This is a genomic window from Gallibacterium genomosp. 2, assembly GCF_000771895.1.
Taxonomy (GTDB): Bacteria; Pseudomonadota; Gammaproteobacteria; order Enterobacterales; family Pasteurellaceae; genus Gallibacterium.
The window spans coordinates 12,314-36,080 of the sequence record NZ_JPXY01000018.1; the positions used below are offsets into that span (position 1 = coordinate 12,314).

General features: G+C 40.4%; 23 protein-coding genes and 2 riboswitches. Of the genes, 13 read left to right on the forward strand and 10 right to left on the reverse strand.

Annotated features, from left to right (window positions below; translation table 11 throughout):
- Positions 1-275: 275 nt before the first annotated feature.
- The 3 genes from argH to argC all read right to left on the reverse strand — a co-directional run bounded on the left by argH (position 276) and on the right by argC (position 3,517).
- Positions 276-1,649, reverse strand: a complete 1,374-nt coding sequence (argH, locus tag P375_RS04320; protein WP_039134782.1) for an argininosuccinate lyase — start codon at positions 1,647-1,649, stop codon at positions 276-278.
- 82 nt (positions 1,650-1,731) lie between these two features.
- Complete coding sequence (argB, locus tag P375_RS04325) at positions 1,732-2,505, reverse strand: acetylglutamate kinase (RefSeq protein ID WP_039134784.1); 774 nt, start codon at positions 2,503-2,505, stop codon at positions 1,732-1,734.
- 4 nt (positions 2,506-2,509) lie between these two features.
- Positions 2,510-3,517, reverse strand: a complete 1,008-nt coding sequence (gene argC, locus P375_RS04330) for an N-acetyl-gamma-glutamyl-phosphate reductase (RefSeq protein WP_039134787.1) — start codon at positions 3,515-3,517, stop codon at positions 2,510-2,512.
- A gap of 78 nt (positions 3,518-3,595) precedes the next feature.
- Here argC and argE point away from each other — a divergent pair, with 78 nt between their 5' ends.
- The 4 genes from argE (at position 3,596) to ppa (ending at position 6,557) form a co-directional block, all read left to right on the forward strand.
- On the forward strand, positions 3,596-4,744 hold the full coding sequence (gene argE / locus P375_RS04335) for an acetylornithine deacetylase (RefSeq protein ID WP_039134790.1): 1,149 nt from the start codon (positions 3,596-3,598) through the stop codon (positions 4,742-4,744).
- A gap of 67 nt (positions 4,745-4,811) precedes the next feature.
- Entirely contained in the window at positions 4,812-5,297 is a 486-nt protein-coding gene (gene trmL, locus P375_RS04340; protein WP_013746051.1) for a tRNA (uridine(34)/cytosine(34)/5-carboxymethylaminomethyluridine(34)-2'-O)-methyltransferase TrmL, read from the forward strand.
- The gene (locus P375_RS04345; RefSeq protein ID WP_021461615.1) at positions 5,294-5,917 is read left to right on the forward strand and encodes a LysE/ArgO family amino acid transporter; all 624 of its coding nucleotides are present in this window, start codon (positions 5,294-5,296) and stop codon (positions 5,915-5,917) included. The genes trmL and P375_RS04345 overlap by 4 nt, the downstream gene beginning before the upstream one ends.
- 112 nt (positions 5,918-6,029) lie before the next feature.
- Positions 6,030-6,557, forward strand: a complete 528-nt coding sequence (gene ppa / locus P375_RS04350) for an inorganic diphosphatase (RefSeq protein WP_021461616.1) — start codon at positions 6,030-6,032, stop codon at positions 6,555-6,557.
- Positions 6,558-6,631: 74 nt separating this feature from the next.
- On the opposite strand, the gene P375_RS04355 is transcribed toward ppa, so the two are convergent.
- Positions 6,632-6,970, reverse strand: a complete 339-nt coding sequence (locus tag P375_RS04355) for a carboxymuconolactone decarboxylase family protein (RefSeq protein ID WP_013746054.1) — start codon at positions 6,968-6,970, stop codon at positions 6,632-6,634.
- A 119-nt stretch (positions 6,971-7,089) separates the two neighbouring features.
- On the opposite strand from P375_RS04355, the gene P375_RS04360 reads away from it, so the two are divergent.
- The 3 genes from P375_RS04360 (at position 7,090) to P375_RS04370 (ending at position 9,783) form a co-directional block, all read left to right on the forward strand.
- Positions 7,090-7,989, forward strand: a complete 900-nt coding sequence (locus P375_RS04360; RefSeq protein WP_245176419.1) for a cupin domain-containing protein — start codon at positions 7,090-7,092, stop codon at positions 7,987-7,989.
- 84 nt (positions 7,990-8,073) lie between these two features.
- Positions 8,074-8,847 (forward strand): M48 family metallopeptidase, encoded by a 774-nt coding sequence (locus P375_RS04365; RefSeq protein ID WP_039134857.1) that lies wholly within the window; start codon positions 8,074-8,076, stop codon positions 8,845-8,847.
- Between the two features lie 21 nt (positions 8,848-8,868).
- A complete protein-coding gene (locus P375_RS04370; protein ID WP_039134794.1) occupies positions 8,869-9,783 on the forward strand; it encodes a DMT family transporter in 915 nt (304 codons plus the stop codon).
- 43 nt (positions 9,784-9,826) lie between these two features.
- On the opposite strand, the gene P375_RS04375 is transcribed toward P375_RS04370, so the two are convergent.
- Positions 9,827-11,203 carry a glucose/sorbosone family PQQ-dependent dehydrogenase gene (locus P375_RS04375; RefSeq protein WP_039134796.1) on the reverse strand — a complete coding sequence of 459 codons (1,377 nt, stop codon included), beginning with the start codon at positions 11,201-11,203 and terminating at the stop codon, positions 9,827-9,829.
- 252 nt (positions 11,204-11,455) lie between these two features.
- Positions 11,456-12,502 carry a phosphate/phosphite/phosphonate ABC transporter substrate-binding protein gene (locus P375_RS04380; RefSeq protein ID WP_245176420.1) on the reverse strand — a complete coding sequence of 349 codons (1,047 nt, stop codon included), beginning with the start codon at positions 12,500-12,502 and terminating at the stop codon, positions 11,456-11,458.
- A 134-nt stretch (positions 12,503-12,636) separates the two neighbouring features.
- On the opposite strand from P375_RS04380, the gene ttrB reads away from it, so the two are divergent.
- From ttrB to P375_RS04400, 4 genes are all read left to right on the forward strand, one after another.
- Complete coding sequence (gene ttrB / locus P375_RS04385) at positions 12,637-13,362, forward strand: tetrathionate reductase subunit TtrB (protein WP_013746061.1); 726 nt, start codon at positions 12,637-12,639, stop codon at positions 13,360-13,362.
- Positions 13,362-14,402 carry an NrfD/PsrC family molybdoenzyme membrane anchor subunit gene (nrfD, locus tag P375_RS04390; RefSeq protein ID WP_039134800.1) on the forward strand — a complete coding sequence of 347 codons (1,041 nt, stop codon included), beginning with the start codon at positions 13,362-13,364 and terminating at the stop codon, positions 14,400-14,402. The genes ttrB and nrfD overlap by 1 nt, the downstream gene beginning before the upstream one ends.
- Complete coding sequence (locus P375_RS04395; protein ID WP_039134803.1) at positions 14,395-17,484, forward strand: tetrathionate reductase subunit A; 3,090 nt, start codon at positions 14,395-14,397, stop codon at positions 17,482-17,484. The genes nrfD and P375_RS04395 overlap by 8 nt, the downstream gene beginning before the upstream one ends.
- A gap of 99 nt (positions 17,485-17,583) precedes the next feature.
- Positions 17,584-17,672: riboswitch (TPP riboswitch) on the forward strand.
- Between the two features lie 120 nt (positions 17,673-17,792).
- Positions 17,793-18,815: an ABC transporter substrate-binding protein gene (locus P375_RS04400; protein WP_209434803.1), complete on the forward strand. Its 1,023-nt coding sequence runs from the start codon at positions 17,793-17,795 to the stop codon at positions 18,813-18,815.
- Between the two features lie 54 nt (positions 18,816-18,869).
- On the opposite strand, the gene P375_RS11970 is transcribed toward P375_RS04400, so the two are convergent.
- Entirely contained in the window at positions 18,870-19,457 is a 588-nt protein-coding gene (locus P375_RS11970; protein ID WP_084598488.1) for a TonB-dependent receptor domain-containing protein, read from the reverse strand.
- Between the two features lie 595 nt (positions 19,458-20,052).
- On the opposite strand from P375_RS11970, the gene P375_RS04410 reads away from it, so the two are divergent.
- Positions 20,053-20,286 carry a heme iron utilization protein gene (locus tag P375_RS04410; RefSeq protein WP_039134806.1) on the forward strand — a complete coding sequence of 78 codons (234 nt, stop codon included), beginning with the start codon at positions 20,053-20,055 and terminating at the stop codon, positions 20,284-20,286.
- A 47-nt stretch (positions 20,287-20,333) separates the two neighbouring features.
- On the opposite strand, the gene P375_RS04415 is transcribed toward P375_RS04410, so the two are convergent.
- The 3 genes from P375_RS04415 to ubiK form a co-directional block, all read right to left on the reverse strand.
- Positions 20,334-21,026 (reverse strand): metallophosphoesterase family protein, encoded by a 693-nt coding sequence (locus P375_RS04415; protein ID WP_039134809.1) that lies wholly within the window; start codon positions 21,024-21,026, stop codon positions 20,334-20,336.
- A gap of 6 nt (positions 21,027-21,032) precedes the next feature.
- A complete protein-coding gene (gene nadR / locus P375_RS04420; RefSeq protein WP_039134812.1) occupies positions 21,033-22,295 on the reverse strand; it encodes a multifunctional transcriptional regulator/nicotinamide-nucleotide adenylyltransferase/ribosylnicotinamide kinase NadR in 1,263 nt (420 codons plus the stop codon).
- 166 nt (positions 22,296-22,461) lie between these two features.
- Positions 22,462-22,722: a ubiquinone biosynthesis accessory factor UbiK gene (gene ubiK, locus P375_RS04425; RefSeq protein WP_039134815.1), complete on the reverse strand. Its 261-nt coding sequence runs from the start codon at positions 22,720-22,722 to the stop codon at positions 22,462-22,464.
- A gap of 89 nt (positions 22,723-22,811) precedes the next feature.
- A riboswitch (FMN riboswitch) is annotated at positions 22,812-22,952 on the forward strand.
- Positions 22,953-23,100: 148 nt separating this feature from the next.
- Between ubiK and ribB the strand changes: the two genes are divergently transcribed.
- Positions 23,101-23,739, forward strand: a complete 639-nt coding sequence (ribB, locus tag P375_RS04430; protein ID WP_039134818.1) for a 3,4-dihydroxy-2-butanone-4-phosphate synthase — start codon at positions 23,101-23,103, stop codon at positions 23,737-23,739.
- The last annotated feature ends 28 nt before the right edge of the window (positions 23,740-23,767 follow it).

Sequence of the window (23,767 nt, forward strand, 5' to 3'; positions counted from 1 at the left end):
TGTCGAAATTTCGACACCATTTTTTCGTTTAACACAGAGGAAATGAGTAATCGTATTAAGCAAAAAAGTTTTTAAGTATGTGCAAATCGATGTGTGAAGTTTGCCACTTTTATCAGCCTAGTGCCGTAAAACTCCGTCCTTCATGATAGGGAGGATGCCAATGATAAAAAGGTAAACAAATTTGTCTATTAAAATGATAGATTTTGTTGGAAAGTGCTAAACGACAAAAGCCAAGTCAGTAATGACTTGGCTTAAGTTTAAGATAAATAAGCGCATTATTTAATTAACTGTTTTGCCTCTTCAATTGCTTCTGCAACCCGTTGCGGTGACACGCCGCCTTGGGCGCAACGTTTATTTAAACAGGATTCCAAAGAGAGAATCGCATACACATCTTCGCTGATGACATCGCTGAAACGTCTAAATTCATCGACACGTAACTCTTCCAACGCTTTGGATTTGCTAATCGCATAAACCACTGCTTCACCGACAATATGGTGAGAATCACGGAAAGGAACACCCTTCGCAACTAAATAATCGGCAAGCTCGGTGGCATTTGAGTAGCCTTTCAAGGCGGCGTTACGTGTTTTTTCTTGATGCACTTTGATGTCTTCAAGCACTAATGCCGCCATATCAAGGCAAGCGTGCCAAGTGTCAAGCGCATCAAAAATGCCCTCTTTATCTTCCTGCATATCTTTGTTGTAGGCGAGCGGTAAACCTTTGACCGTTACCAACATTCCATTTAATGCGCCGATAACACGTCCGGCTTTACCACGAATTAATTCGCAAGCATCCGGATTTTTCTTTTGCGGCATTAATGAAGAACCGGAAGTGACGCGATCGGATAATTCAAGGAAATTGGCTTCACCGCTGTTAAAGATAATTAAATCTTCGGCATAACGAGAAAGATGCACCATACTTAACGAGGCGGTTGCCAACAGTTCAATAATATGATCACGATCGGAAACGCTGTCTAAGCTGTTGCGAGTGGCACGTTGAAAACCGAGATCTTTCGCCAGCTGCTCACGATTGACTGCATAAGCGGTTCCTGCCAAAGCGCCTGAACCTAACGGGCAGGTGTCCAAACGGCGATAAGCATCGGCAAGGCGAGAAAAATCACGTTCCAACATTTCAAAATATGCCATACACCAGTGGGCAAAAGTGATTGGTTGAGCGCGTTGTAAATGCGTGTAGCCCGGCATTACCGTATTTTGGTTATTTTCCGCGGTAACAATAAGTTGGCTTTGTAAATGGCGAATAGATTGTTGCAAAGAGGTGATCTCCTGTTTGCACCATAATTTAATATCCAACGCCACCTGATCGTTACGGCTACGACCGGTGTGCAATTTTTTACCGAGATCGCCCACTTTTTCAATCAGCTTACTTTCCACCCAACTATGAATATCTTCCGCATCATCCTGCAGAATCATTTCCGGGTTATTTGCCACCGCCTCTTTCAGTTCAATCAGTGCTGCTTCAACCTGTTTCTGTTCCGCTGCGCTGAAAACATTAACGCTGACCAGTGCTTTCGACCAGCCGATAGAACCTTCGATATCCTGTTGTGCCAACCGATAATCGAAACGTAATGAATCATTAAAATTTTTAAAACGTTGATCCGCCGCTTGTGTAAAACGACCGCCCCAAAGTGCCATAATTTATTCCTCAAAAAAACGAAACCGCCAAAGCCGGCGGCATGCTTTATCATTAAGATCATTAAGTTTTTGTTGCACCGAATTAAGGTGCAATTCTTGTGCCAATACGTTGCCCGGAAAATAAATCTGCTAATTTTTCCGGTTTTTTCCAGTTTGCAATTTCAACGGCTTGATTTAATGCTTGTGCTGCGGTCAGAGCCGCTTTCACTTTGACAATCATACCATCTGTAATCACTTGTTCTGCAATTAATTTTTCGATTTGAGCCGTATTCAGTTCGTCAATCAGATTTTTTTGCTGATCAAGCACACCGTCAACATCCGATAACATCACTAATTCCGCTTGTAACAAAGTTGCAATCGCAGTGGCTGCCTGATCCGCATTGACATTCATTAGCCGACCGTCATCATCAATTGCAATGGAGCTGATAATCGGCAGAAAATCTGCATTCAAAAGCGCATTCAATAATGCAACCTGTTTTGGCTGAACGGTGGCAACGTGCCCCAATTCCGCATCAAGCTGTGTTGCGGTGGTTAAATTGCCATCACCCAAACTTAACCCGACCACATTTAAACCGGCAGTTTTTGCCATTGCGACCAATTTTTTATTGGCAGTTCCCGCCAATGCGCCGGTAATAATATCAATTTGATCCGCCGGTGTAACGCGTAAACCCTGTTTTTTCTGTACCGGCAGATTTAAACGTTGCATCAGTTCGTCAACAATACAACCGCCACCGTGGACGATCACAATTTGTCGCTGTTGTGTGCGTTTAAATTGTGCCAAAGTTGAGATCAGATTTTGCATAGCTTGCGGTGTATCCAGCAATGCACCGCCAACTTTAATAACTAATGGTTTCATTGTGTTAAATTAATCCTAAAGTTAGTTCAAAACCGAAACGAATATTGGCACATTGAACCGCTTGTGCCGCTGCTCCTTTCAATAGATTATCTTCCGCGCCGATAATAATAATATGCTGATCTTTAATCGCAAAAGCGATATCGCAATAAGGGGTGAATTCCACAGCTTTAATGCTTGGAAAACCTTGGTCATAAAGACGCACTAACGGTTTATCGTGATAAGCCTGTTCAAATGCAGATTTAACTCGTTGTGTATCGACATTCGCTTTTAATTTTGCCGTAATTGTCGCCAAAATACCACGTTTAAAGTTGCCCAAATGTGGGGTGAAAATCACTTCTCTGCCTAAATGAGTGGCGATTTCCGGTTGATGGCGATGGGTAAATACGCCGTAAGGATTGAGGCTGACTTCGCAAAAACTGGAGGTGAGGCTGGCTTTGCGACCGGCACCGCTGACACCGCTGACCGCATTGATGATCGGTAATTGTTGTTCATCTAACAAGTCATTTTCAATTAACGGTTTAAGGCAAAGTTGTGAAACGGTCGGATAACAACCGGCAACGGCAACCAAATCGGTTTGTTTAATCTGCTGTTCATTCCATTCCGCCAAACCGTAAACCGCCTTTTCCAATAATTGTGGATATTGGTGTTCAAAGCCGTAAAATTTTTGGTAGAACTCGGCATTATTCACGCGGTAAGCACCGGATAAATCGAACACTTTGCAATCACCGGCTAAAAAGATGGGTGCGAGGCGGTGGCTTACTTCGTGAGCAGTGGCAAGAAAAACACAATCTGCATATTTAGCCAATTCGGTTAAATCTTGCGGTAATGGTTGTAAAGGTAAATCAACAACGCTTTTTAGTTGTGGATAAATCTCGGAAATAGGTTTATCTTTATCCAGACTGTTTTCAGAAACATAGAGTCCACAAAGTTCAAATTGTGGATGTTTGGTAATAATGTTGGCGAGTTCGGCACCTGTATAACCGCTCGCTCCGATGATGAGTGTTTTAAGCATAATAAATAAAATAGTGATTAATTATGCTAATATTTTGCATAATTATTTTATTTGAATCAATGTTTATTTGAGGTAAATATGGCAAATCTTCCCAATTTTCTTTCGTTATATTCACAACTTATTGAAATTCCGACAATTAGCAGCACAGATAATCCTAAACTCGATCATAGTAACCAACCGTTAATTGAGAAATTAGCAAGTTGGTTGCACGATCTTGGTTTTAAAGTCGATATTTTACCAATTGCCGGCTCAAATCATAAATTCAATTTATTGGCAACCTACGGCGAAGGTGCCGGCGGATTGTTGCTGGCAGGGCATAGCGATACGGTGCCGTTTGATGCCGGTCGTTGGCAGTTTGATCCCTTTAAATTAACTGAAAAAGAGGGTCGTTTTTATGGGTTAGGTTCAGCCGATATGAAAGGCTTTTTTGCCTTTATTGTCGACACGTTGCGAGATATGGATTTAAGCAAATTACAGAAGCCGTTGCGGATTTTGGCAACCGCTGATGAAGAAACCACGATGTTGGGGGCAAGAACGTTTGCGCAGCACGCGGAGATTCGTCCGGATTGTGCTATTATCGGTGAGCCAACTTCGTTGCAGCCGGTGCGCGCTCATAAAGGACATTTCGGTGATAGCGTGACAGTAATCGGACGTTCCGGACATTCTAGTGATCCTGAAAAGGGAGTGAATGCGATTGAAATTATGCATCAAGCGACAGCACATTTAATTGAGTTGCGCAATGAGCTGAAAGCGAAGTTTCATAATGATTTTTTTGCGGTGCCGTATCCAACAATGAATTTCGGTTCTATTCACGGAGGTGATGCCGTTAATCGTATTTGTGGTTGTTGTGAACTACAGTTTGATATTCGACCGTTGCCGAATATGGGATTGGAATCATTGGATGAAATGGTGCAGGAAAAATTACAACCGTTGATCGAACAATACGGTGATATGATTCAGATTAAGCACCTTCATGATGGTATTCCGGGTTATGAATGCTCACACAAAGCAGAAATTGTGGCTGTGGTAGAAAAATTATTAGGCAAGCCTTGTGTGTCTGCTAACTATTGTACTGAAGCGCCGTTTATTCAACAGCTTTGTCCAACTTTGGTGTTAGGGCCGGGATCAATCGAACAGGCGCATCAACCAGACGAATTTTTATCGGCGGAATATATTCAACCGACCAAAGCATTATTAGAAAAATTGATTAGGCATTTCTGTGCCTAAGCAATTTGTGATAATAGTTAAGAAAAATAAATTATTGAACTGTTTTGAATTTTTAAGAAGTTTTATTATGTTAGATATTGTCCTTTATGAACCTGAAATCCCACAAAATACGGGAAATATTATTCGTCTTTGTGCTAACTGTGGCTTTCGCTTGCATTTGATTCATCCGCTTGGCTTTCAGTGGGATGACAAGCGTTTACGCCGTTCCGGTTTGGATTATCACGAATACACCACAATTAAACATCATCAAAGTTATGCTGAATTTCTAGAGAGTGAACAACCTAAACGGCTGTTCGCTTTAACCACTAAAGGCGGACCGGCGCACAGCCAAGTGAAGTTCCAGTTGGGAGATTATTTGATGTTCGGGCCGGAAACCAGAGGCATTCCGATGGCTATTTTAAATACAATGCCGATTGAACAGAAAATTCGTATTCCGATGTGTGCCAACAGTCGTAGTATGAATCTTTCCAATTCAGTGGCGGTTACTGTTTATGAGGCTTGGCGACAGCTGGGTTATCAAGGTGCGGTTAATCTTTATCAAGGAGAACTATGAACGCTTTTATTCACGGCGTGTTAGTGACAGGCAGTTTAATTGTCGCTATCGGTGCACAAAATGCGTTTGTGCTGAAACAAGGCTTGCTGAAACAGCATATTTTTGCGGTTGCCTTAATCTGCTTTTTGTGTGATGTGGTGCTGTTTACCCTCGGCGTTTTGGGGTTGGGAACTTTTATCAGTCACAATAATGTTGCTTCCGTGACATTAGCGTTCATTGGAGCCGGTTTTTTGTTGATTTATGGTTTGCGAGCGTGGCGCAGCGCTTATCGTGGCAATGCCGGTTTGCAACTGCAAGCCGGGGAAAATAGTGCGTCTTTAGCCAAAACCATCTTATTAACGTTGAGCGTCACTTTGCTGAATCCGCACGTTTATATTGATACGGTGGTGATTATCGGCGGTATCGGTGGCACATTGGCGTGGCAGGAAAAGATCGCCTTCTTAATTGGCGGACTTTGTGTTTCTGCCACGTGGTTTTTCGGTTTGGCGTACGGCTCAACATTGTTAGCACCGCTCTTTCGAAAAGCGATCACTTGGCGAATTCTTGATTTTGTGATTGGCGTGATTATGCTAATGATTGCTTGGAGCTTATTTCAATATGGAATAACGCTGTTGAGCTAATCCTCGACAATTTGTTGCGATTAGGGCTATAATCGCAACGTTTTTATAGGGCAATGCCTTATAAAATGCCCTATATACTGAATGATTAACTTTTCTTAGAAGGAATAAAACAATGGGTTTAAAAAATGTACCTGCCGGCAAAGAATTACCGGATGATATTTATGTTGTGATTGAAATTCCGGCGAATTCAGATCCGATTAAATACGAAGTTGACAAAGAAACCGGCACATTATTTGTTGACCGTTTTATGGCAACTGCAATGTTCTATCCGGCAAACTATGGTTATATCAACAACACCCTCTCTTTAGATGGTGACCCTGTTGATGTTTTAGTACCAACGCCATATCCGTTACAACCGGGTTCAGTCATTCGTTGCCGTCCGGTCGGCGTGTTAAAAATGACTGACGAATCAGGTCAAGATGCAAAAGTGATTGCCGTGCCACACAGCAAATTAACGAAAGAATATGATCACATCAAAGATGTGAACGATATTCCGGCATTATTGAAAGCACAAATCCAACACTTCTTTGAAAGCTACAAAGCCTTAGAAGCCGGAAAATGGGTGAAAGTAGACGGCTGGGCAGATGCCGCCGCAGCGCGTGAAGAAATCTTAGCTTCGTTTGAGCGTGCTAAAAAATAATCTTGTCATTTAATGCAATTAAGCCGTTATTCTTTTCAGAAATAACGGCTTTTGTTTTTTTATCTGCATTGCGCTTAATTATTATTTTTCCACGCTTCGTGTGCATCAAGAACACGTGCGGAATAAACCATTGCTGCGCCGGTATTCATTGCGATCGCCACGCTTAATGCCGCTGCAATCTCTTCTTGTGTGCAACCGGCTTTAATCGCGGCATCGGTGTGCACATCAATACAACCATCGCAACGAGTGGTTACCGCACAAGCAAGCGAAATCAACTCTTTGGTTTTCAAATCCAACACGTCATCGCCGGCTTTACTGAGCAGTTGATAAGCCTGCATCGTATTCGGTTGTAATTTGCCTAATAAGCCTAAACGATTCATTAATTGAGTGCGTAATTTTTTCCAATCTAACATAAGATGCTCCTTAAAATTCTTCATATTGTTGTCCGATGGGCGCTATTTTGCACGATGTTGATTAGACGATAAAGCTGCTAAAATAGCAAAAAACTATGTTTTCGTCTTATTTTGTGAATATGGACAGTATTGATAAATTTTTGGAACTTTTAGATTTAAAAACAGAAATTGATGTTTTTTGTAGCTTTCGTTCGCCCTATTTAATGCAAGCACCGCAAGCGGAAAAAGGGAAAGCCTGTTTTCATTTGTTGCTGAGCGGTCATTGTCAAATGCGATCGGATAAAAGCGTGCACCGTTTGCAAGCCGGTGATTTCTGTTTATGGACGCAAGGCAGTATGCACCAAATTGGCGATGCGGCGGAATATTCTTCCGTGCAGGTAGAGCAACAAAACGGCATTTTGTATCGGCATAATTGCCAACAAGATCCTTCGTTGCAGATGATTTGTGGGCATTACCGAGCAGGGAATCAAGCTGCTGCTGGTTTGTTATCACTGTTGCCGGAACCGTTGATTGTTTCGTTGAAACAGATTCCGCAGTTGAGTGCGTTGTCCAGCTTAATTTATCAGGAGGCGTTAGCGCGTCATTTGGGCAGTGCCACCGTAATCAAATCAATGTGTGAAATTTTATTGCTGTTTGCGTTGCGTCATCTCTCTTCATTGTCGGAACAGCAGAGTTTAATTCGGCTGTTTTCAGACCCGGCCTTGAGCAAGGCAATTACGCCGATTTTTCACAATTTGGCGGATAATTACACCATTGAGCAGTTAGCACAAAAGGCTTATATGTCGCGCGCCACTTTTGCGCGTCGTTTTCAACAGTTAAGCGGAATGGGTGTGCAAGCCTTTGTTCGTTTGCTGAGAATGTCGATGGCGGCGAAGTTGTTACGGCAGACAAATTTGTCATCAAGCCAAATTATGGCGCAGATCGGTTATCAATCGGAGGCGGCATTTTTTGATGCTTTTAAAGCACAGTTCGGTACAACACCGGCACGTTATCGCAAAAATTTACTGGCAAATGGGTGAAATGTTAAAAAATTGCTATTGATCTTTAATAGAAAAAAAGAAATGATAGTGAGCATTTTACCGAGAGAACAGGGGAAAAAGATGATGTTATCAACCATTTCTAAACGTATTTTAAGCAGCTGTTTTATCTTATTTTTAGTGGCAAGTTGTGCCGATACCCGCACAATGAATCAGAGTGCGGCGAACCAATATCGTCAAGCGATTGCTGCGGAAAAGCAGAAAGGCAATGTTGATACCACCTCAACAACGGCAAAACGTGTGCATCGAGTGTTTAATCGAATGGTGCCTTATGCTCGTCAATACAATAAAACTGGCGTGCCTTTTTCTTGGGAAGTGTCGGTGATTAAATCAAATGAAGTGAATGCGTGGGCAATGCCGGGCGGTAAAATGGTGGTTTATACCGGTTTAGTCAATAAATTAGGTTTAAGCGATGAAGAGATCGCGGTGGTGATAGGACACGAAATGGCGCACGCATTGTTGGAGCACGGTAAAAGCCAAGCAAATCGCCAAACCGCAGTCGGTGTGGTGGCAGCTATTGTTTCTGTTTCATTAGCATATCAGGGAATGGATAGCAGCTTGTCTCAGGATATGGTTGGTACAGTAGCTGATCTTGGGGTAATGAAACCTTTCTCTCGTAGTGCGGAAAGCGAAGCAGATGAGATTGGTTTAATGTTGAGTGCGCAAGCCGGTTATAATCCGCAAGTTGCTCCCGGTTTATGGGATAAAATGCAGCGATTGGGCGGTGGCGGTAATGTGCCAACCATTTTTTCTACTCACCCGAGCGATCAGTCGCGTAAAGCACATTTAGAAAAATTAATGCCGAAAGCAATGGAGTTATATCAGGCATCAAAAAAATAATCTCATATTGAGGAAATTTCTATGCAAAAACAAAAGCTTGCAATTCCCGGCATCTTGATTGGATGTATTGTTTTCGGTTTGGGCAGTTTGATTGTTGCTCACGTTCCGGTGGGCGCTTATGCCATTGCGTTTTGGCGGTTATTGATTGCGGCAATCATCTTTTTTATTTTAGCAAAACTTTTCAAACAACCGTTCCCGAAGTCAAAACAGACAATTCGTTATGGTTTACTGGCAGGTGTATTTTTAGCTTTTGATTTGGGATTGTGGCACGAAAGTGTGTATGCGGTCGGGCCGGGAATTTCCACCTTATTGAACAGTTTGCAGATTTTCTTTCTTGCCGCTATTGGCTTTTTCTATTTCAAAGAGAAACAGTCCGCAGTGCAGTTGTTCAGTTTAGTGTTGGCAGTTATCGGTGTTTATTTGATTACCGGCAGTGAATTTCAGCACAATGATAATGCTTTGTGGGGCTTTGTCAGTGGCGTTGCCTCCAGTTTGTTGTTGGCGTTATCGATGGTTTATATTCGTAAAACGCACGAAGCCGAACCTTGTGCCATTTTCCCTTTAATGTTGTTGGTCAGTGTCGGCGGTATTTTGGCTTTAATTATCCCTTCGTTACTGTTTAATTTTGACAATCTTTATCCGACAACCGCCTTGGATTGGTTTTGGGTTTTTGTGTACGGTGCGGTGATGCAATGTTTTGCGTGGGGAATGATCGCCTATTCAGTGCCGTTGTTATCATTGGCGGTAACCGGTTTGTTGCTGCTTTCTGAACCGATTGCCGCACTGGTGATTGATTATTCCGTGCTGGATAAACCAATCAATCTGATTCAATGGGGTGGCGCAGCAATTACGATGTTCGCCATTTATCTCGGTTCGGTTTCCTCACAACCGAAAAAATCGAAAATTCGTTCGTTGAAAGGACAAAATAAGGGTTGAAATTGTTTTAAATTCAACCCTTTAATGATCGGAAGGCGATTTGTTAGTTGCCTACATATTCAAACACAATAATTGAACCTGGGTTTGCCATTTTGGAAGTTGGTGTGTCATCTAATTGACGACCGTTCCCCATATTGTCAGTTACCACATAAATTTTACGGGTGTCTGGGCTAATCAATGCGTTACGGTAGCGGTTGGCACTGGTGAAATATTTCGCTGTGTCGCCTTGTACGTTGCTCGCATCTTCGTTCATTTTTACTTGATAAATCGCACCGCTCTTATAGGTTGCCAATAGTAATGAGTTGCGGAACTCTGGTATTACGCCATCTTTGGGATAATAAACCGCATTACCTGGGGCGATGGTTGGCCAACAAATATATGATAACTTGCCACAAGTCGCATTGGTGTAGTTGTAGTCGTTATTAACCGTGAAGAAGGTTTTTACAGGATCAACCACAGGCTCTTTATAATCTGTTTCTTTTTGCGTTGGCACGCCTTCAGGAATAATGTTCGGATCGAATTTCACATTTTGGCAGTTTTTTGCCGCCGAATAGTTAGCATAAACATAGGCTAAATCATCTTTAAAGCCTGCAACGTGTGGCCAACCGTAGTTTCCGCCTGCTTCCAATTTGTTTAATTCATCATCACTGGAAGGTCCTTGCTCTGTGCTGTAAAGGTTATTACCTACCCAAACTAAGCCTTGTGGATTACGGTGTCCATAAGTATAAACGTGGCTTTTTACACCTTTAATCACTGGGTTATCATCAGGAATTGAGCCGTCTTTGTTGATACGCAAACTTTTTCCGTTGTAAGCGCTGTAATCGTGGTTTTTCACTTGCTCAGCAGTCGGCAATTTTTGTGAGGTAATTTCATCACAAACGTGCTTGCCTTGGTTATGCCCTAAATCCCCTGTGGTGTAGTAAATTTTGCCATCGGGGCCAAATTTAATGCGTCCGGCATTATGATCCACGCCCGCAATAATGCCATCAAGAACGATTTTTTCCTCGCCCAACTTATTCGCTTTGGCATCATAAGTTAAACGAACAATACGAGCGAATTTTTTATCGCCATCGTTGTAAGTATAAGCGGCATAGGCATAAGGTTCGCCTGCATCAAAGTTAGGATCTAATGCTAATCCTAGCACGCCTTGATGAGGGAATTGCTCATAGGCATTGGCAAAATGATATAACACAGTTTTTTCTCCTGTTTTTGGATCAATGCTCACGATATTTCTGCCTGCACGTTCCGTTAGCCAAAGTTGCTCTTTCGGCCCCCAGATCATCTCCCAACCGCCATCAACATTGTTAGTTAAAACCGTTGCTTCAAAACGTGAACCAAAATCCACTTTGCCATCTTTACTTACCACATCAATTGCACTTACGTTTGTTGCTGTAAGGGCAAATAAGACTCCTGCAAACATTAGTTTTTTCTATTCTTTAAGAAATCCTGGATTATATACAGAAAATATTCTCTTTCAATGTGAGATAATGAAACTAATTGTTTCTTAATTGGAAATAATTGATATGTTTTAAGTGTTATAATTTACAATTTATTGCGTTATTAGTATTGAATAGACAAAAATCATTGAAGAATGAAAACAATACTTTCTTAGTACATATATAAAATATGAAAGTAGAAAAAGGATACAGTGAAGTCCATTTATAGATTTTATCTAATTGAGTAAATCCACTTTTCTGATGAGTTCGGCAACATTTTTTGGATGGGCTTGGGTTAACGCTTTACTTTTACGATGAACCTGATAACTAATCCATAAGTAATTGAAAATAATAAAAAATAGAAGCAACAATAATTGCCACTGGTGCTGATTAATCCAATATTTTACGCTTTGCCATAAATTTTGTTGTTGTGGATGACGGAAAAGATTTCGCAAAATATTATCCGCTTGCTGGTCGGAGTAAGGCGGATTCCATTGCGGTAAATCTGCCGGAACATCGCCGAGTAGAATGGTCATCAGTTTTTTTACTACATTATTCGGTACTTGCTTCATTGCTGCTAACGACCAGTTTGGTAACAGCGGTGTGCTGGAGACACAGCCTAAGTCGTTATTTTGTGGCGCTAATATACGGAAATCTGAGAAATTGACTTTTCCTTCACGTGCTAAATCTTCTAAGATACAAACAGGCACAATGGCAGCATCAACTTTATGCTGTTGCAGCCAGAAAACGGTATTATCAACCGGAAAACCGCTGAAACGGAAAAAAATGTTTTTATCTTCAACTAAACCTTGTTGATATAACACGTTGTAGCCGAGTAAGAAACCACCAAAGGCATTTTCGCCAACCGCACTTAATGTTTTCCCTTTTAAATCAGTGATTTGATAAAAATCACTATCTGTATTAACTAAAATTGCACTGCCAACTTTACCGACATTGGTGTGTTGCTGACGAGGGGATTGTAATGTTGCCAACCAACGGACAGGCTGATCATTGAGATAAAAAAATTGCGATTGATTGGTTAAAATAAAATCAATGTTGTCGGCTTTATCTTGGGAAAGATCGTCAAGTTGCAACGGCACCAACGAAAAATGCTGTTGTGGATAACGTTGATTTAACCAAGTTATCCACGGTTGCCACTGTTGTGATAAAAAAGTTTCTCCGCGCTGTGCCAAAATACCGATTTTCCAATTATCTGCTCCGGCGAAAAAGGGAAAGAGCGACAGCATTATATAAGTCAGTGAAAGCACAATGAATTTCCTCAAAATTGCCTCCTATTTTTTGACTCAGATCAATACCCATACTATTTATGTGGAAAACCACAATAGATACCGATTTTAGGGTAAACCACAATACGATAGAACCAACAATAGCACAAAACGACAATAGTGGGGAAATTATGGATAGTGTTAAACGAACAGCACTTAAATCGCTGACCGCACTCACTTTCGGCGCAAGTTTGATTCCGCTTGAAAGTATTGCGTTTCAGCCACCTAGACGTGGCGGTGATCAACAGCATCGTTATGCGATGATTATTGATTTACGCCGTTGTATCGGTTGTCAATCTTGTACCGTCAGCTGCAATATAGAAAATCAAACACCGATAGGCGAATTTCGTACAACGGTACGTCAATATGAAATTACCGATGGTAAGCAGACAGTAAACAACGTGTTATTACCACGATTATGCAACCATTGCGATAATCCGCCGTGCGTGCCGGTTTGCCCGGTGCAGGCAACTTATCAACAAAAAGACGGCATTGTCGTTATCGATAATGAACGTTGTGTCGGTTGCGCTTATTGCGTTCAAGCTTGCCCTTATGATGCCCGTTTTATCAATGAAGAGACCAAAACAGCGGATAAATGCACGTTTTGTGCGCACCGTTTGGAGGCAGGTTTGTTACCGGCGTGCGTGGAAAGTTGTGTCGGTGGGGCACGTATTATTGGCGATCTTGCCGATCCGAACAGCCAAATCAGAAAACTGTTTGATAGTCATAAAGATCAATTAAAAGTGTTGAAACCGGAAGCAGGAACACAGCCGCACGTTTTCTATTTAGGGCTTGATGATGCGTTTGTAAGCCGTGTACAGGGACAACCTATGCTTTGGCAAGGTAAGGGGGAATAATGATGATTCGCGAAGTTTTAGTTGAACCGCAAGCCATTGCGTGGCTACCTTGGGCAGTAAGTTATTTCTTCTATATCGGCTTGGCATTATGCGCCATTATTGCTGCACTTTGTCTTCGCTTTTTTGTTAAACCCTATCAGCCTAAGTCGGAATTGATAGCGTTGTTAGTCGCATTAAGCTTTGCCATTGTTGCACCGATTGCGCTCACTGCGGATTTACATCAGCCGGGAAGAGTGTGGCATTTCTATGCTTATTTGGCGAATTGGTCGTGGATGGCGTGGGGCTCAATTTTCCTACCCATTTTTATGTTGAGTTTGGTCGGTTATATTCTGTTTTTATTGCGTCAATTACCGCAACGTCCAACACAAAAATGGTTGGCATTGCTTTATGTCGGCAATTTAAATAACGCGCTTTGGTGTTGGATTTTTAGAATTTTAACTATCATCAGCAGTGTCTTAATTCTGCTTTATACTTCAATGGAAGTATATAACGTTGCTGCGCGCCCGTTGTGGCATCAACCTTGGCTCATTCCATTGATTATTTTCAGTGCGTTACCGAGCGCAATTCTGTTGACACATTTTGCGGTTTCTATGATTAACGGTACAAATAATAAAGTGCTAATGAAACCATTAGTGATTGCTTGTTTGCTGTTATTAGCCACAACCGTTGGTGCTATTTATTATCGCTCATCAGAAACTGCCTTGGATTTATCCATTTTGTGGCAAGCTCGTCCGGCGGTTGCATTCACTGCTATTATTTGGGGATTAACTTTATTATTGGCACTGTTCACCACACAGGCAAAAACAATGCAATGTCTGTTATTAATTGCTTCACTTATCTTAACCGCAATGGTTCGTTGGGTGTTGTTACTTGAAGTGCAAACTGTCGCAAAATATAACGCATTAATGAACCCATATCAGTTTAATTGGGGCGTTGACGGCGGATTAGGAATGCTTTCGGTAGCCGGTTTATGGGTGACTGTAAGTGTGATTTTGTGGCAATTATTCGGATTCATTAATAAGGAGCAGCGTAATGGATAATAAACGTCGTAATTTACTTAAAGGTGGTTTGGCTGTTGGTGGTGCTGCTGCTTTTGTAGCCGGTTATTCACCAAAAGTGAAAGAAATTGCTAATGGCGTTTTCACAGGTTCTTCCGGTGAAAAAACCAAACATAACATTCACGGTAATTCACTCGCACCGGAATATAAGGTTGAGAATAATAAAGTGATGCCGAATGCTGATCAAGTTGTGTGTAATACTCAATGTATGGGATGTTGGACACTTTGCGGTTTGCGTGCCAGAGTGGATTTGAAACAAAATAAAGTTATTCGCATCAGTGGTAATCCGTATCATCCGCTTTCTGCCGATGAATATTTAGATTACAACACCTCGTTACAACAAGCAGAATTAAGTGTAGCAGGCGAAAACGGTTTGGAAAATCGTTCCACCGCTTGTGCGCGTGGTGCGGCGTTTATGGAAGGAGTAAACAGCCCTTATCGCATTACGCAACCATTAAAACGTGTGGGTAAACGTGGCGAAGGTAAATGGAAAACCATTAGCTTTGAACAATTAATTGAAGAAGTGGTGAATGGGGGTGATCTGTTTGGTGAAGGTCATATTGATGGCTTAAAAGCAATTCGTGATTTGAAAACTCCAGTAGATGCGGAAAATCCGGATTTTGGCCCGAAAGCGAACCAGCTTTTCGTGACTTTTGCCGGTCCGGAAGGTAGACAGCCGTTATTGCAACGTTTTGCGAATAACAGTTTCGGTACTATTAATTTTGCTTCTCACGGCTCTTATTGCGGTTTGTCCTATCGTGCTGGTTCCGGTGCGGTGATGAATGATTTGGATAAAAATTCACACGCAAAACCGGATTGGGATAATTGTGAATTTATTCTCTTTATGGGAACTTCACCGGCACAGTCAGGCAACCCGTTCAAACGTCAGGCACGTCAATTAGCGAAAAAACGTGCGGGAGATAATTTTGATTATGTGGTGGTTTCGCCTCGATTGGAATTAACGTCAACACACGCTACGCAAAACAATCGTTGGGTGCCGGTTTTACCGGGAGGTGATTTAGCGTTGGCATTGGCAATGCTGCGTTGGATTATTGAAAATGAACGCTTTAATGCAGATTACTTATCATTACCGAGCCAATTTGCAATGCAGCAGGCAGGTGCAGTAAGCTATTGTAATGCCTCTCATTTATTTATCGTTGAACCACAATACCCACGCTTTGGTCAAGCATTGACAGAACAGGATCTATTTGATGTTGCACCGGATGCGGAAGATAAAGTGGTGGAAAATTATGATTTAGTGAAAAATGCGGAAGATGATCAATTTGTTGCCGCTAAATCGTCCGCAAAAGCGCAAATTTGGGTGGATGAAACCGTTATCTTAAAAGATGGCTCTGCTGTGGCAGTGAAGTCTGCCTTGACTCTATTAAAAGAGTCTTGCTTTGAACATACATTGCAAGAGTATGCAGTTTTGTGCGGAGTGCCGGTGGCAACAATCGAAGCTTTGGCAAAAGAATTTACTTCACACGGACATAAAGCGGTTGCCATTACTCACGGCGGCACAATGCAAAGCAATGGTTTTTATACCGCGTGGGCGATTTTATTGCTCAATGTGATGATTGGTAATATGAACAAGAAAGGCGGAATGAGTGTCAGCGGCGGTAAATTCAAAGATTTTGCGCCCGGTCCTCGTTACAATCTAGCGACTTTCCCGGATATGGTGAAACCAAAAGGCACAAATTTAGCGCGCAGTAAACGTGAGTATGAAAAATCAAGTGAGTTTAAACGCAAATCGGCGCAAGGCTCGCCTTATCCTGCACGTGCAGCTTGGTATCCGTTTGTTGGCGGTCAAATGTCGGAAATGATTACCTCCGCCTTGCAAGGTTATCCTTATTCATTAAAAGCGTGGATTAGCCATATGACCAATCCATTATATGGTTTAACTGGTATTCATCATATTGCTGAAGAGAAGTTACGTGATCCGAAAGTGTTGCCGTTATTTATTGCTGTGGACGCTTTTATGAATGAAACCACTGCGTTGGCGGACTATATCGTGCCGGATACACACAACTTTGAAAGCTGGGGCTTTAGTACGCCGTGGGCAGGTGTGCCGACTAAAACCAGCACGGCGCGTTGGCCGGTTATTCAATCCGCAAATGCCAAGAATGCCGATGGTGAAACTATCTGTATGGAAAGTTTTATTATTCACGTTGCTAAGGCAATGGGCTTGCCGGGATTTGGTGAGAATGCCATCAGCGATAATCAGCAGCAGACTTATCCATTAAACTGCAGTGAAGATTATTTCTTACGTGCTGCCGCCAACATCGCTTTTGACGGTAAACAGCCGGTGAATGATGCGACACAGGAAGATCGTTTATTGTCCGGTGTTGAACGCATTATGCCGTTGCTTAATAAAACCTTAAAACCGGAAGAAGTGTTGAAAGCCGCGACCGTTTTCTGTAAAGGCGGACGTTTTGCGCCGTTTAACAGTGCGTGGGACGGTGAAAATATGACAGCAAAATGGAAAGCGTGCTTGCAGGTGTGGAATCCTACGGTGGCAAAAGCGAAAAATCATCAAAACGGTGAGCATTATCACGGTTGCCCGAAATATTTTGCACCACAATTTGCGGATAACAGTACCGTTGAAAGTCGTTATCCGAAAGCAGAATGGCCGTTTTCTTTGATGTCGTTTAAATCGAATTTGATGAGCAGCATTACTGCGCCATTGTTACGCCTTCATAGCATTAAGCCAAGCGGCATTGTGGCAATGAACAGCCAAGATGCGGTTAAATTTAAAATTGCTCACGGTGATTTGGTGGAATTAGCGACACCTGGCGGCAAAGTGAATGTGCAAGTAATGGTTATTGACGGCGTGATGTCGGGTACAATCGCGATTGAACACGGTTATGGACATAAACAACTGGGTGCAACCAGCTATGAAATTGATGGCAAAGTGATTGCCGGCGATGAGCGCATTAAGCAGGGCATTAATATTAATGATCTTGGCTTGATTGATGATACCAAACAGATCGCTTCACCTTGGGTTGATTGGGTTTGTGGTTCAGCGGTGCGACAAGGATTACCAGCAAAAATCACTAAGATTTAATAATTACCCCACATAAACTTGATAGGGTACACTTCGGTGTGCCTTATTTTTGTGAAGGAATTTATTTGACATAAAAGTTTAACAAACTTTATACTTATCGAGAATTAGTCGGGGTGCTTTGAGGCTGAGAAAATACCCGTTAACCTGATTCAGCTAATACTGACGTAGGGAACTAATGCGAAATTTCTTTATATATTTCAATTTGATATTGGAATCTTCTATTTTATTTCTCCTCAGTTAGTCTCTTTATCAATTTCAAGGAAGTGTTTATGCAAATTTATTATTCTCAACAAAAATTTATTAAAAATATGTTATTAAAAACGCTGATTTTTTCTAGTTTATTGGTAATGTTTATGCCAGTTCATCAGGCAAAAGCTGAAGGTCAACTTACTATTTACTGTAGTGTTCAATATCGGGTTTGTGAAAGAATGACACAGATTTTTAGTGAAAAATATAATGTTGATGCGAAATTTGTACGTAACAGTACTGGTTCAACTTTATCTAAAATTAAAGCAGAAAAAACAAAACCACAAGGTGATATTTGGTATGGAGGTACGCTTGAACCACATTTCCAAGCTGCAGATTTAGGGTTACTTTATCCTTATCGTTCCCCCAAGCAGGCAGAAACTATTCCTCAATTGAAATCATTATTGGATAAGCACGGTGAATATACTTCAATTGGCTATATGATTGTGCTAGGAATGGGAGTAAATACGGAAAAATTTAAGCAATTAGGGATTAAAGAGTATCCGAAGTGTTGGAAAGATTTGATTGATCCGAAGTTTAAAGATCAAGTACAAATGCCGGATCCGAGAAGTTCCGGTACGGGTTATACTTTTATTGCAACATTGGTACAGTTATTTGGTGAAGATGAAGCATTCCGTTATTTGAAAGCTTTGCATAAAAATATTTCAAATTATGCTCAAAGTGGAACAGAAAAAACCAATCTTTCGCGAGGTGATGCTGCGGTAACTGTCGGTTTTATTCATGGCTATGAGACTGAAAAAGAAAAAGGCGCACCGGTTAAAGCAATTTTACCTTGTGAAGGGGATAGTTATTCTTTAGGTGGTATCAGTATTATCAAAGGCGCACGTAATTTAAAAAATGCTAAATTATTTATGGATTGGGCATTGAGTGCAGAAGCACAGGAAATACCGTGGCGTAAGGAAAAAATGTATCAAATTCCAACTAATATTTACGCAGAAGCTTCTCCAAATTCAGCTGATCCAAAGAAATTACATTTAATTAATTTTGATTTTGATCGTTTCGGTTCAGATGAAGAAGGTAAACGTTTAACAAAGAAATGGCTTGATGAAGTGAAATTGAAATAGATCACGTTGGAATGGGAACGAGAGATTGAACTCTCGTTCCTTTTTTAATGACATTTAGAAGTAGTAACTTACACCAACCTTCACATTGCGACCGGTTCCTTCCATTAAGTTAAATGCTGATACATAATGTTTATCAAATAGGTTATCAATAGCTAAATCAATACGTATATTTTTTAAACTTCCCGATAGTGTCGAAAAGCTAGCTGTTAAATCCGTTAATGTATAACTTGGATAAGATGTATAACCTTTAGGGACACGATCCTGTTTTGCATAGTAACTGATTCTTGCTCCCAGCTTGAGTGCGTTTGCAAATAAAGCATAATCAATAGCGGCTGAATATTTATCGGCGTTGATGTTTTCTAAATATTCCCCACTATTTTTATTTTTACCGTGTGTTTGACCATAACTGAATGCAAAAGAAAGATTGTCTATGCTGTATTTGCCTTCTATTTCAAACCCACGCAAACGAGCGTCTGCAATATTACGATATTGCGAAAGATTCGGCATAAGATTAAAAGCACTATTCGGATGCGAATAGTAGGTTTCGAGATTAATAAGATTTTTCACATCATTTTGTGTGATTAAATTATTAAAATGAAAATATGCTGAAATTTCTTTATTTTTTGCAATCTCAGGTTTCAAATTAGGATTAGAGACAAATTTATTTGAGGTTGCTCACCACGACTGCTATAGCCAAAATGGTTTCTGGAAGTAAATTTTTCTTGTAATGAAGGAGCTCTGAATGCTTCATTATAACGTGCGGAAAGATCTAACCAATCTGTAGCTTTCCATGTTCCGAATAATTTCCTTGGCTTTTTTCTTTGCTTCGATAATTGTCATAACGAATACTTGGTGATAGTACTAATTTATCATTAAACATTGGAATATAGCTTAATAAATAAGTACCAACTACATCTGATTGAGCATTATAGTTATTAGGGCGGAATAAGCCGGCTTCCGTTTGATTGGTTTGTCTAAATGTCTTTGCTTTATCTTGATAATAATCAACTCCATAGGTTAATGTGATGTAATCAAATGCACTGTTGTTTTGTAGGTTAAAGCCCCAAGTCGAGAATTTTGTTGTGTCATGGAGATCATTATCTATTTGATCTTCTAGCTCTTTTGTGTTGTTGTGATAGTGTAAATCGGGTGTCGATATATTTGGAGTCAGGATTAAGACTATAGTTTAACTGGATGCTGCGATTTGTAATTTTTTGCCCGTCGTCGTTTTAGTGCAATGGCGAAAGTTGAGGAAGTTGTTAAAGATAGTGAAAAATGGATAGTAGGAACACAATTATTACGCCAACGACATGGTGACATTATGTTGGAGTTAATAGAATTTCAAGATTTTTCGCTGTTTCACTTAATTCCGCAACAAGGGTTATTTGTAAAAGGTTTTGAGCAAGCTTTTGAAGTAAAGCCGAATAAGCAAATTGATGTGGTTCACCTCGATCAAGGTCATATTAAGTAGAAAGTAATAAACCGTGCTTGTGTGATAATTTGAAGCAAATACAAGCACTATTTTTCCCTATCATCTACTCCAATCAATAAATATTCCCCCTCTATATCACTTAAACTGCGAAAACCAATATTAAAAATTTGATATGGACGAGGGCGGGTTTTAAGTGCCGTGTAATTAAAATTATCGTGGTGATGACCGTGAAAAATTTTTTTCACCCCCATTTTTTCTGCAAGTTGATTAATAACAGAAAAACCAGAGGGATGAGGTTTTGGCGCTTCGTGACAAATAAGGATATCCGCTGTTTGCTGTTCCAATAATTCAAAATCGGAAGGAAAGATGGAAGTACGATGACGTAACGGTAAACCACCTTGCCAAATTTTTTCTTGTGAACAATATTGGCAATAGTGGATTGGATCAAAAAATAGTGGTTTATTTGGTGGCATCCAGATCTGACCTCGGAAAACACCACCTAACCCGGCAACTTTAACTCCTTCAATTTCTACCACTCGACTGTGTAGATTCCTGCTTTTCCATTCGCTACCCCAAATCGCTTTAAATGCTGCTGGTGTTTTACTATCGTGATTGCCGTGAATAAACCAGAGGTCGCAATAATGTGCTAGTTTATCTAGCTCTCGACAGTCAGTAAGTTGAAGATCACCCAAGATAATCAATGACACAGATTGATTACCCTGAATAAATGGATAAAGATGTTCAAATGAACCGTGGGGATCACCAGCGAATAACAACATTAAGCTCTATTTCTCCTTGTACTCAACGGAATCATAAACTGATTCGTCATTTAAGATGCGTTCCACAATTTGTTTTACCTGAGCATAACGTTCTAAATAGCTAGGAGATTCAATTTCAATATAAGGGACGTTGTATTTTTCCAATAATTTCTTTAATAGCTGTTGAAAACGTTGGCGTTGTTGTTGAGTGCCTAAGCTACGCATACCGTCATCGACCCATTTTGTATTATTATTTAATAAAATAGTAACATCAAAAGGATACTCTTTAATCATTGAATCTAAGAATGGATGTGCTTTACCTTCGTACTGAATACAAAAAGCTTGTGTAGTAATAAAATCAGTATCAATAAAAGCAATTTTATTGGCGTGGCGTAATGCGTAATCGACATAATGTTGATGGCCAAGCGCCATTAGTGGATAGTCTGAATATTGCATAGCCTGTTCATTACCACCCAGCTTTTCAAAAACAAATTCTCTACCATATTCCCAAGCAGAAGTTGTATTGAAAACAGCAGATAACTTATTCACTAGAACAGTCTTACCACTACTTTCTCCACCTAAAATAGCGATAGTTTTGGCAAAGAATGGACGCACTTCTTTTGGGATAAATTTCCAATATTGAAATGGGTGGGTTCGGATTTTTGTTGCGGAAACATTAAAAAATGTGCGTTCCGGATCAACCAATACAACATCTAAATGTAGATATTTTTCGTAAGGGATTTTATCCTGTGGTTCACTAGTAAAAACTACGCTTGGATTAAAATGTTTTTCGTTGAATAAAGCCTTAACGCGATCAGACCAAGCCTGCCATCCGTTTGGATAGGCGGGTATGCCATCTTCGATTAAATTATGAATAAAAATTTGTTTCTGTTGATATTTGAAGATCTGTTGCATCCAACGTAAACGATCCTGCACAGTTGGCATTTTCTTCATTTTACTGTCGTAGTAAAGTTTTAAATCACGCTCTGTGTCACTGCAAACTACAATATGTAATTCATCCACCTTGCTGAAGGCTTCATAAATCATATTAATATGACCGGTATGAACAGGATAAAATTTTCCAAAAATAACACCTACTTGTTTATTAGGGGTATCGGTGATCTGCAAAGCGTGATGAATGGCATTTAATTTTTTTGCACTCGGATTTTGAATTTTACCACCGACGAGTTGATTATAGTACGCGCGAGTTACTTGTGCTTTTTCACATACTTCCGCAACCTTCATTCCCAATTGTTTGCGTTTTTGTTGTAAATAAAGAAAATCAGTCATTTTCTGCACCTTATAAATAGAATATCAGAAAGTTGAAACTCAGCGCTGAAATAATTTATGCGCTACAACAGATTTATTTATTGTTATCTTTTTTAACAGATAATACAAATTATCATTAACAGAGAAAGTTAAGTAATAATTATTATGTTTTATTAAAATGATAAGATTATTTTGGCTCAACATCATTGTGTTGTTGCAGTAAGGCGTCAACTCTAGCCTCTAAAGCTGTTAATTTTTCACGAGTACGCAATAAAACTTGAGTTTGTACATCAAATTCTTCACGTGTTACTACATCAAGTTTAGCTAATTGTGCCTGCAAAACTTGTTTTAATTTTGATTCAACATCACTACCGATATCTTTAATGCCTTGTGGTAAATTGTTCTGAACTTGTTGAATAATCTCTTCTATTTTTTTTGGATTTAACATATGTACCCCACTAAATTTTTCTTGGTTAATTGTAGGGGAAAAAATAGAATTTTACTAGGCAAGTATCTGTTTTTCTTTTATACTTTCTTTCGCATTCTCAGGGCGGGGTGAAATTCCCCACCGGTGGTAAACGAAAGTAAGCCCACGAGCGTTCATATTTTTTATGAAGTCAAGCAGATTTGGTGAAAATCCAAAGCCGACAGTAACAGTCTGGATGGTAGAGAATCGCGGTATTGTTGTAATAAGTGAGTTATGTATTATTTATGTAATTCGCTTTTTAATTACGTTTAAAAACGCATTATTGTAATGTGTCTTACCGTATTTCCCTCAAGCCCTGATTCTAGTAGCGATAATATTACATTAACAAAGGAAATTACTATGAATCAGTCAATTCTTTCTCAATTTGGTAGCCCGGAACAACGTGTACTTAATGCGATTAATGCATTAAAACAAGGAAAAGGGGTGCTAGTATTGGATGATGAAGATCGTGAAAATGAAGGCGATTTGATCTATCCAGCGGAAACTATCACAAAAGAACAAATGGCTAAGTTAATCCGTTATGGTAGCGGCATTGTTTGTCTTTGTATTACCGATGAACTGTGCAAAAAACTTGATTTGCCTCCAATGGTTGAACATAACACGAGTGTTAATCGTACAGCATTTACTGTTACTATTGAAGCCGCACAAGGTGTATCAACGGGGGTGTCTGCACAGGATCGAGTAACAACAGTGAAAGCAGCGGTTGCAGATAATGCAAAACCGAGTGATTTACACCGTCCAGGACATATTTTTCCATTGCGGGCAAATGACAAAGGTGTCTTAGGAAGAAGAGGTCATACAGAAGCTTCTGTTGATTTAGCTGAAATGGCAGGTTTTAAGCGAGCCGGTGTGATTTGTGAAATCACCAATGATGACGGCACAATGGCAAGAGCACCGGAAATTGTTAAATTTGCTTTAGCTCAAGGCTATCCGGTGGTCACTATTGAAGATTTAGTGGCATATAAACTTAGCCATTAATTGGGCAATAGTGAGCTAAAACAGAATA

Excerpts from the sequence above, each read along its gene's own strand:
- argH (WP_039134782.1), bottom strand. The coding sequence starts at position 1,649 with ATGGCACTTTGGGGCGGTCGTTTTACACAAGCGGCGGATCAACGTTTT.
- argB (WP_039134784.1), bottom strand. The coding sequence starts at position 2,505 with ATGAAACCATTAGTTATTAAAGTTGGCGGTGCATTGCTGGATACACCG.
- argC (WP_039134787.1), bottom strand. The coding sequence starts at position 3,517 with ATGCTTAAAACACTCATCATCGGAGCGAGCGGTTATACAGGTGCCGAA.
- argE (WP_039134790.1), top strand. The coding sequence starts at position 3,596 with ATGGCAAATCTTCCCAATTTTCTTTCGTTATATTCACAACTTATTGAA.
- trmL (WP_013746051.1), top strand. The coding sequence starts at position 4,812 with ATGTTAGATATTGTCCTTTATGAACCTGAAATCCCACAAAATACGGGA.
- P375_RS04345 (WP_021461615.1), top strand. The coding sequence starts at position 5,294 with ATGAACGCTTTTATTCACGGCGTGTTAGTGACAGGCAGTTTAATTGTC.
- ppa (WP_021461616.1), top strand. The coding sequence starts at position 6,030 with ATGGGTTTAAAAAATGTACCTGCCGGCAAAGAATTACCGGATGATATT.
- P375_RS04355 (WP_013746054.1), bottom strand. The coding sequence starts at position 6,970 with ATGTTAGATTGGAAAAAATTACGCACTCAATTAATGAATCGTTTAGGC.
- P375_RS04360 (WP_245176419.1), top strand. The coding sequence starts at position 7,090 with ATGGACAGTATTGATAAATTTTTGGAACTTTTAGATTTAAAAACAGAA.
- P375_RS04365 (WP_039134857.1), top strand. The coding sequence starts at position 8,074 with ATGTTATCAACCATTTCTAAACGTATTTTAAGCAGCTGTTTTATCTTA.
- P375_RS04370 (WP_039134794.1), top strand. The coding sequence starts at position 8,869 with ATGCAAAAACAAAAGCTTGCAATTCCCGGCATCTTGATTGGATGTATT.
- P375_RS04375 (WP_039134796.1), bottom strand. The coding sequence starts at position 11,203 with ATGTTTGCAGGAGTCTTATTTGCCCTTACAGCAACAAACGTAAGTGCA.
- ttrB (WP_013746061.1), top strand. The coding sequence starts at position 12,637 with ATGGATAGTGTTAAACGAACAGCACTTAAATCGCTGACCGCACTCACT.
- nrfD (WP_039134800.1), top strand. The coding sequence starts at position 13,362 with ATGATGATTCGCGAAGTTTTAGTTGAACCGCAAGCCATTGCGTGGCTA.
- P375_RS04395 (WP_039134803.1), top strand. The coding sequence starts at position 14,395 with ATGGATAATAAACGTCGTAATTTACTTAAAGGTGGTTTGGCTGTTGGT.
- P375_RS04400 (WP_209434803.1), top strand. The coding sequence starts at position 17,793 with ATGTTATTAAAAACGCTGATTTTTTCTAGTTTATTGGTAATGTTTATG.
- P375_RS04410 (WP_039134806.1), top strand. The coding sequence starts at position 20,053 with ATGGCGAAAGTTGAGGAAGTTGTTAAAGATAGTGAAAAATGGATAGTA.
- P375_RS04415 (WP_039134809.1), bottom strand. The coding sequence starts at position 21,026 with ATGTTGTTATTCGCTGGTGATCCCCACGGTTCATTTGAACATCTTTAT.
- nadR (WP_039134812.1), bottom strand. The coding sequence starts at position 22,295 with ATGACTGATTTTCTTTATTTACAACAAAAACGCAAACAATTGGGAATG.
- ubiK (WP_039134815.1), bottom strand. The coding sequence starts at position 22,722 with ATGTTAAATCCAAAAAAAATAGAAGAGATTATTCAACAAGTTCAGAAC.
- ribB (WP_039134818.1), top strand. The coding sequence starts at position 23,101 with ATGAATCAGTCAATTCTTTCTCAATTTGGTAGCCCGGAACAACGTGTA.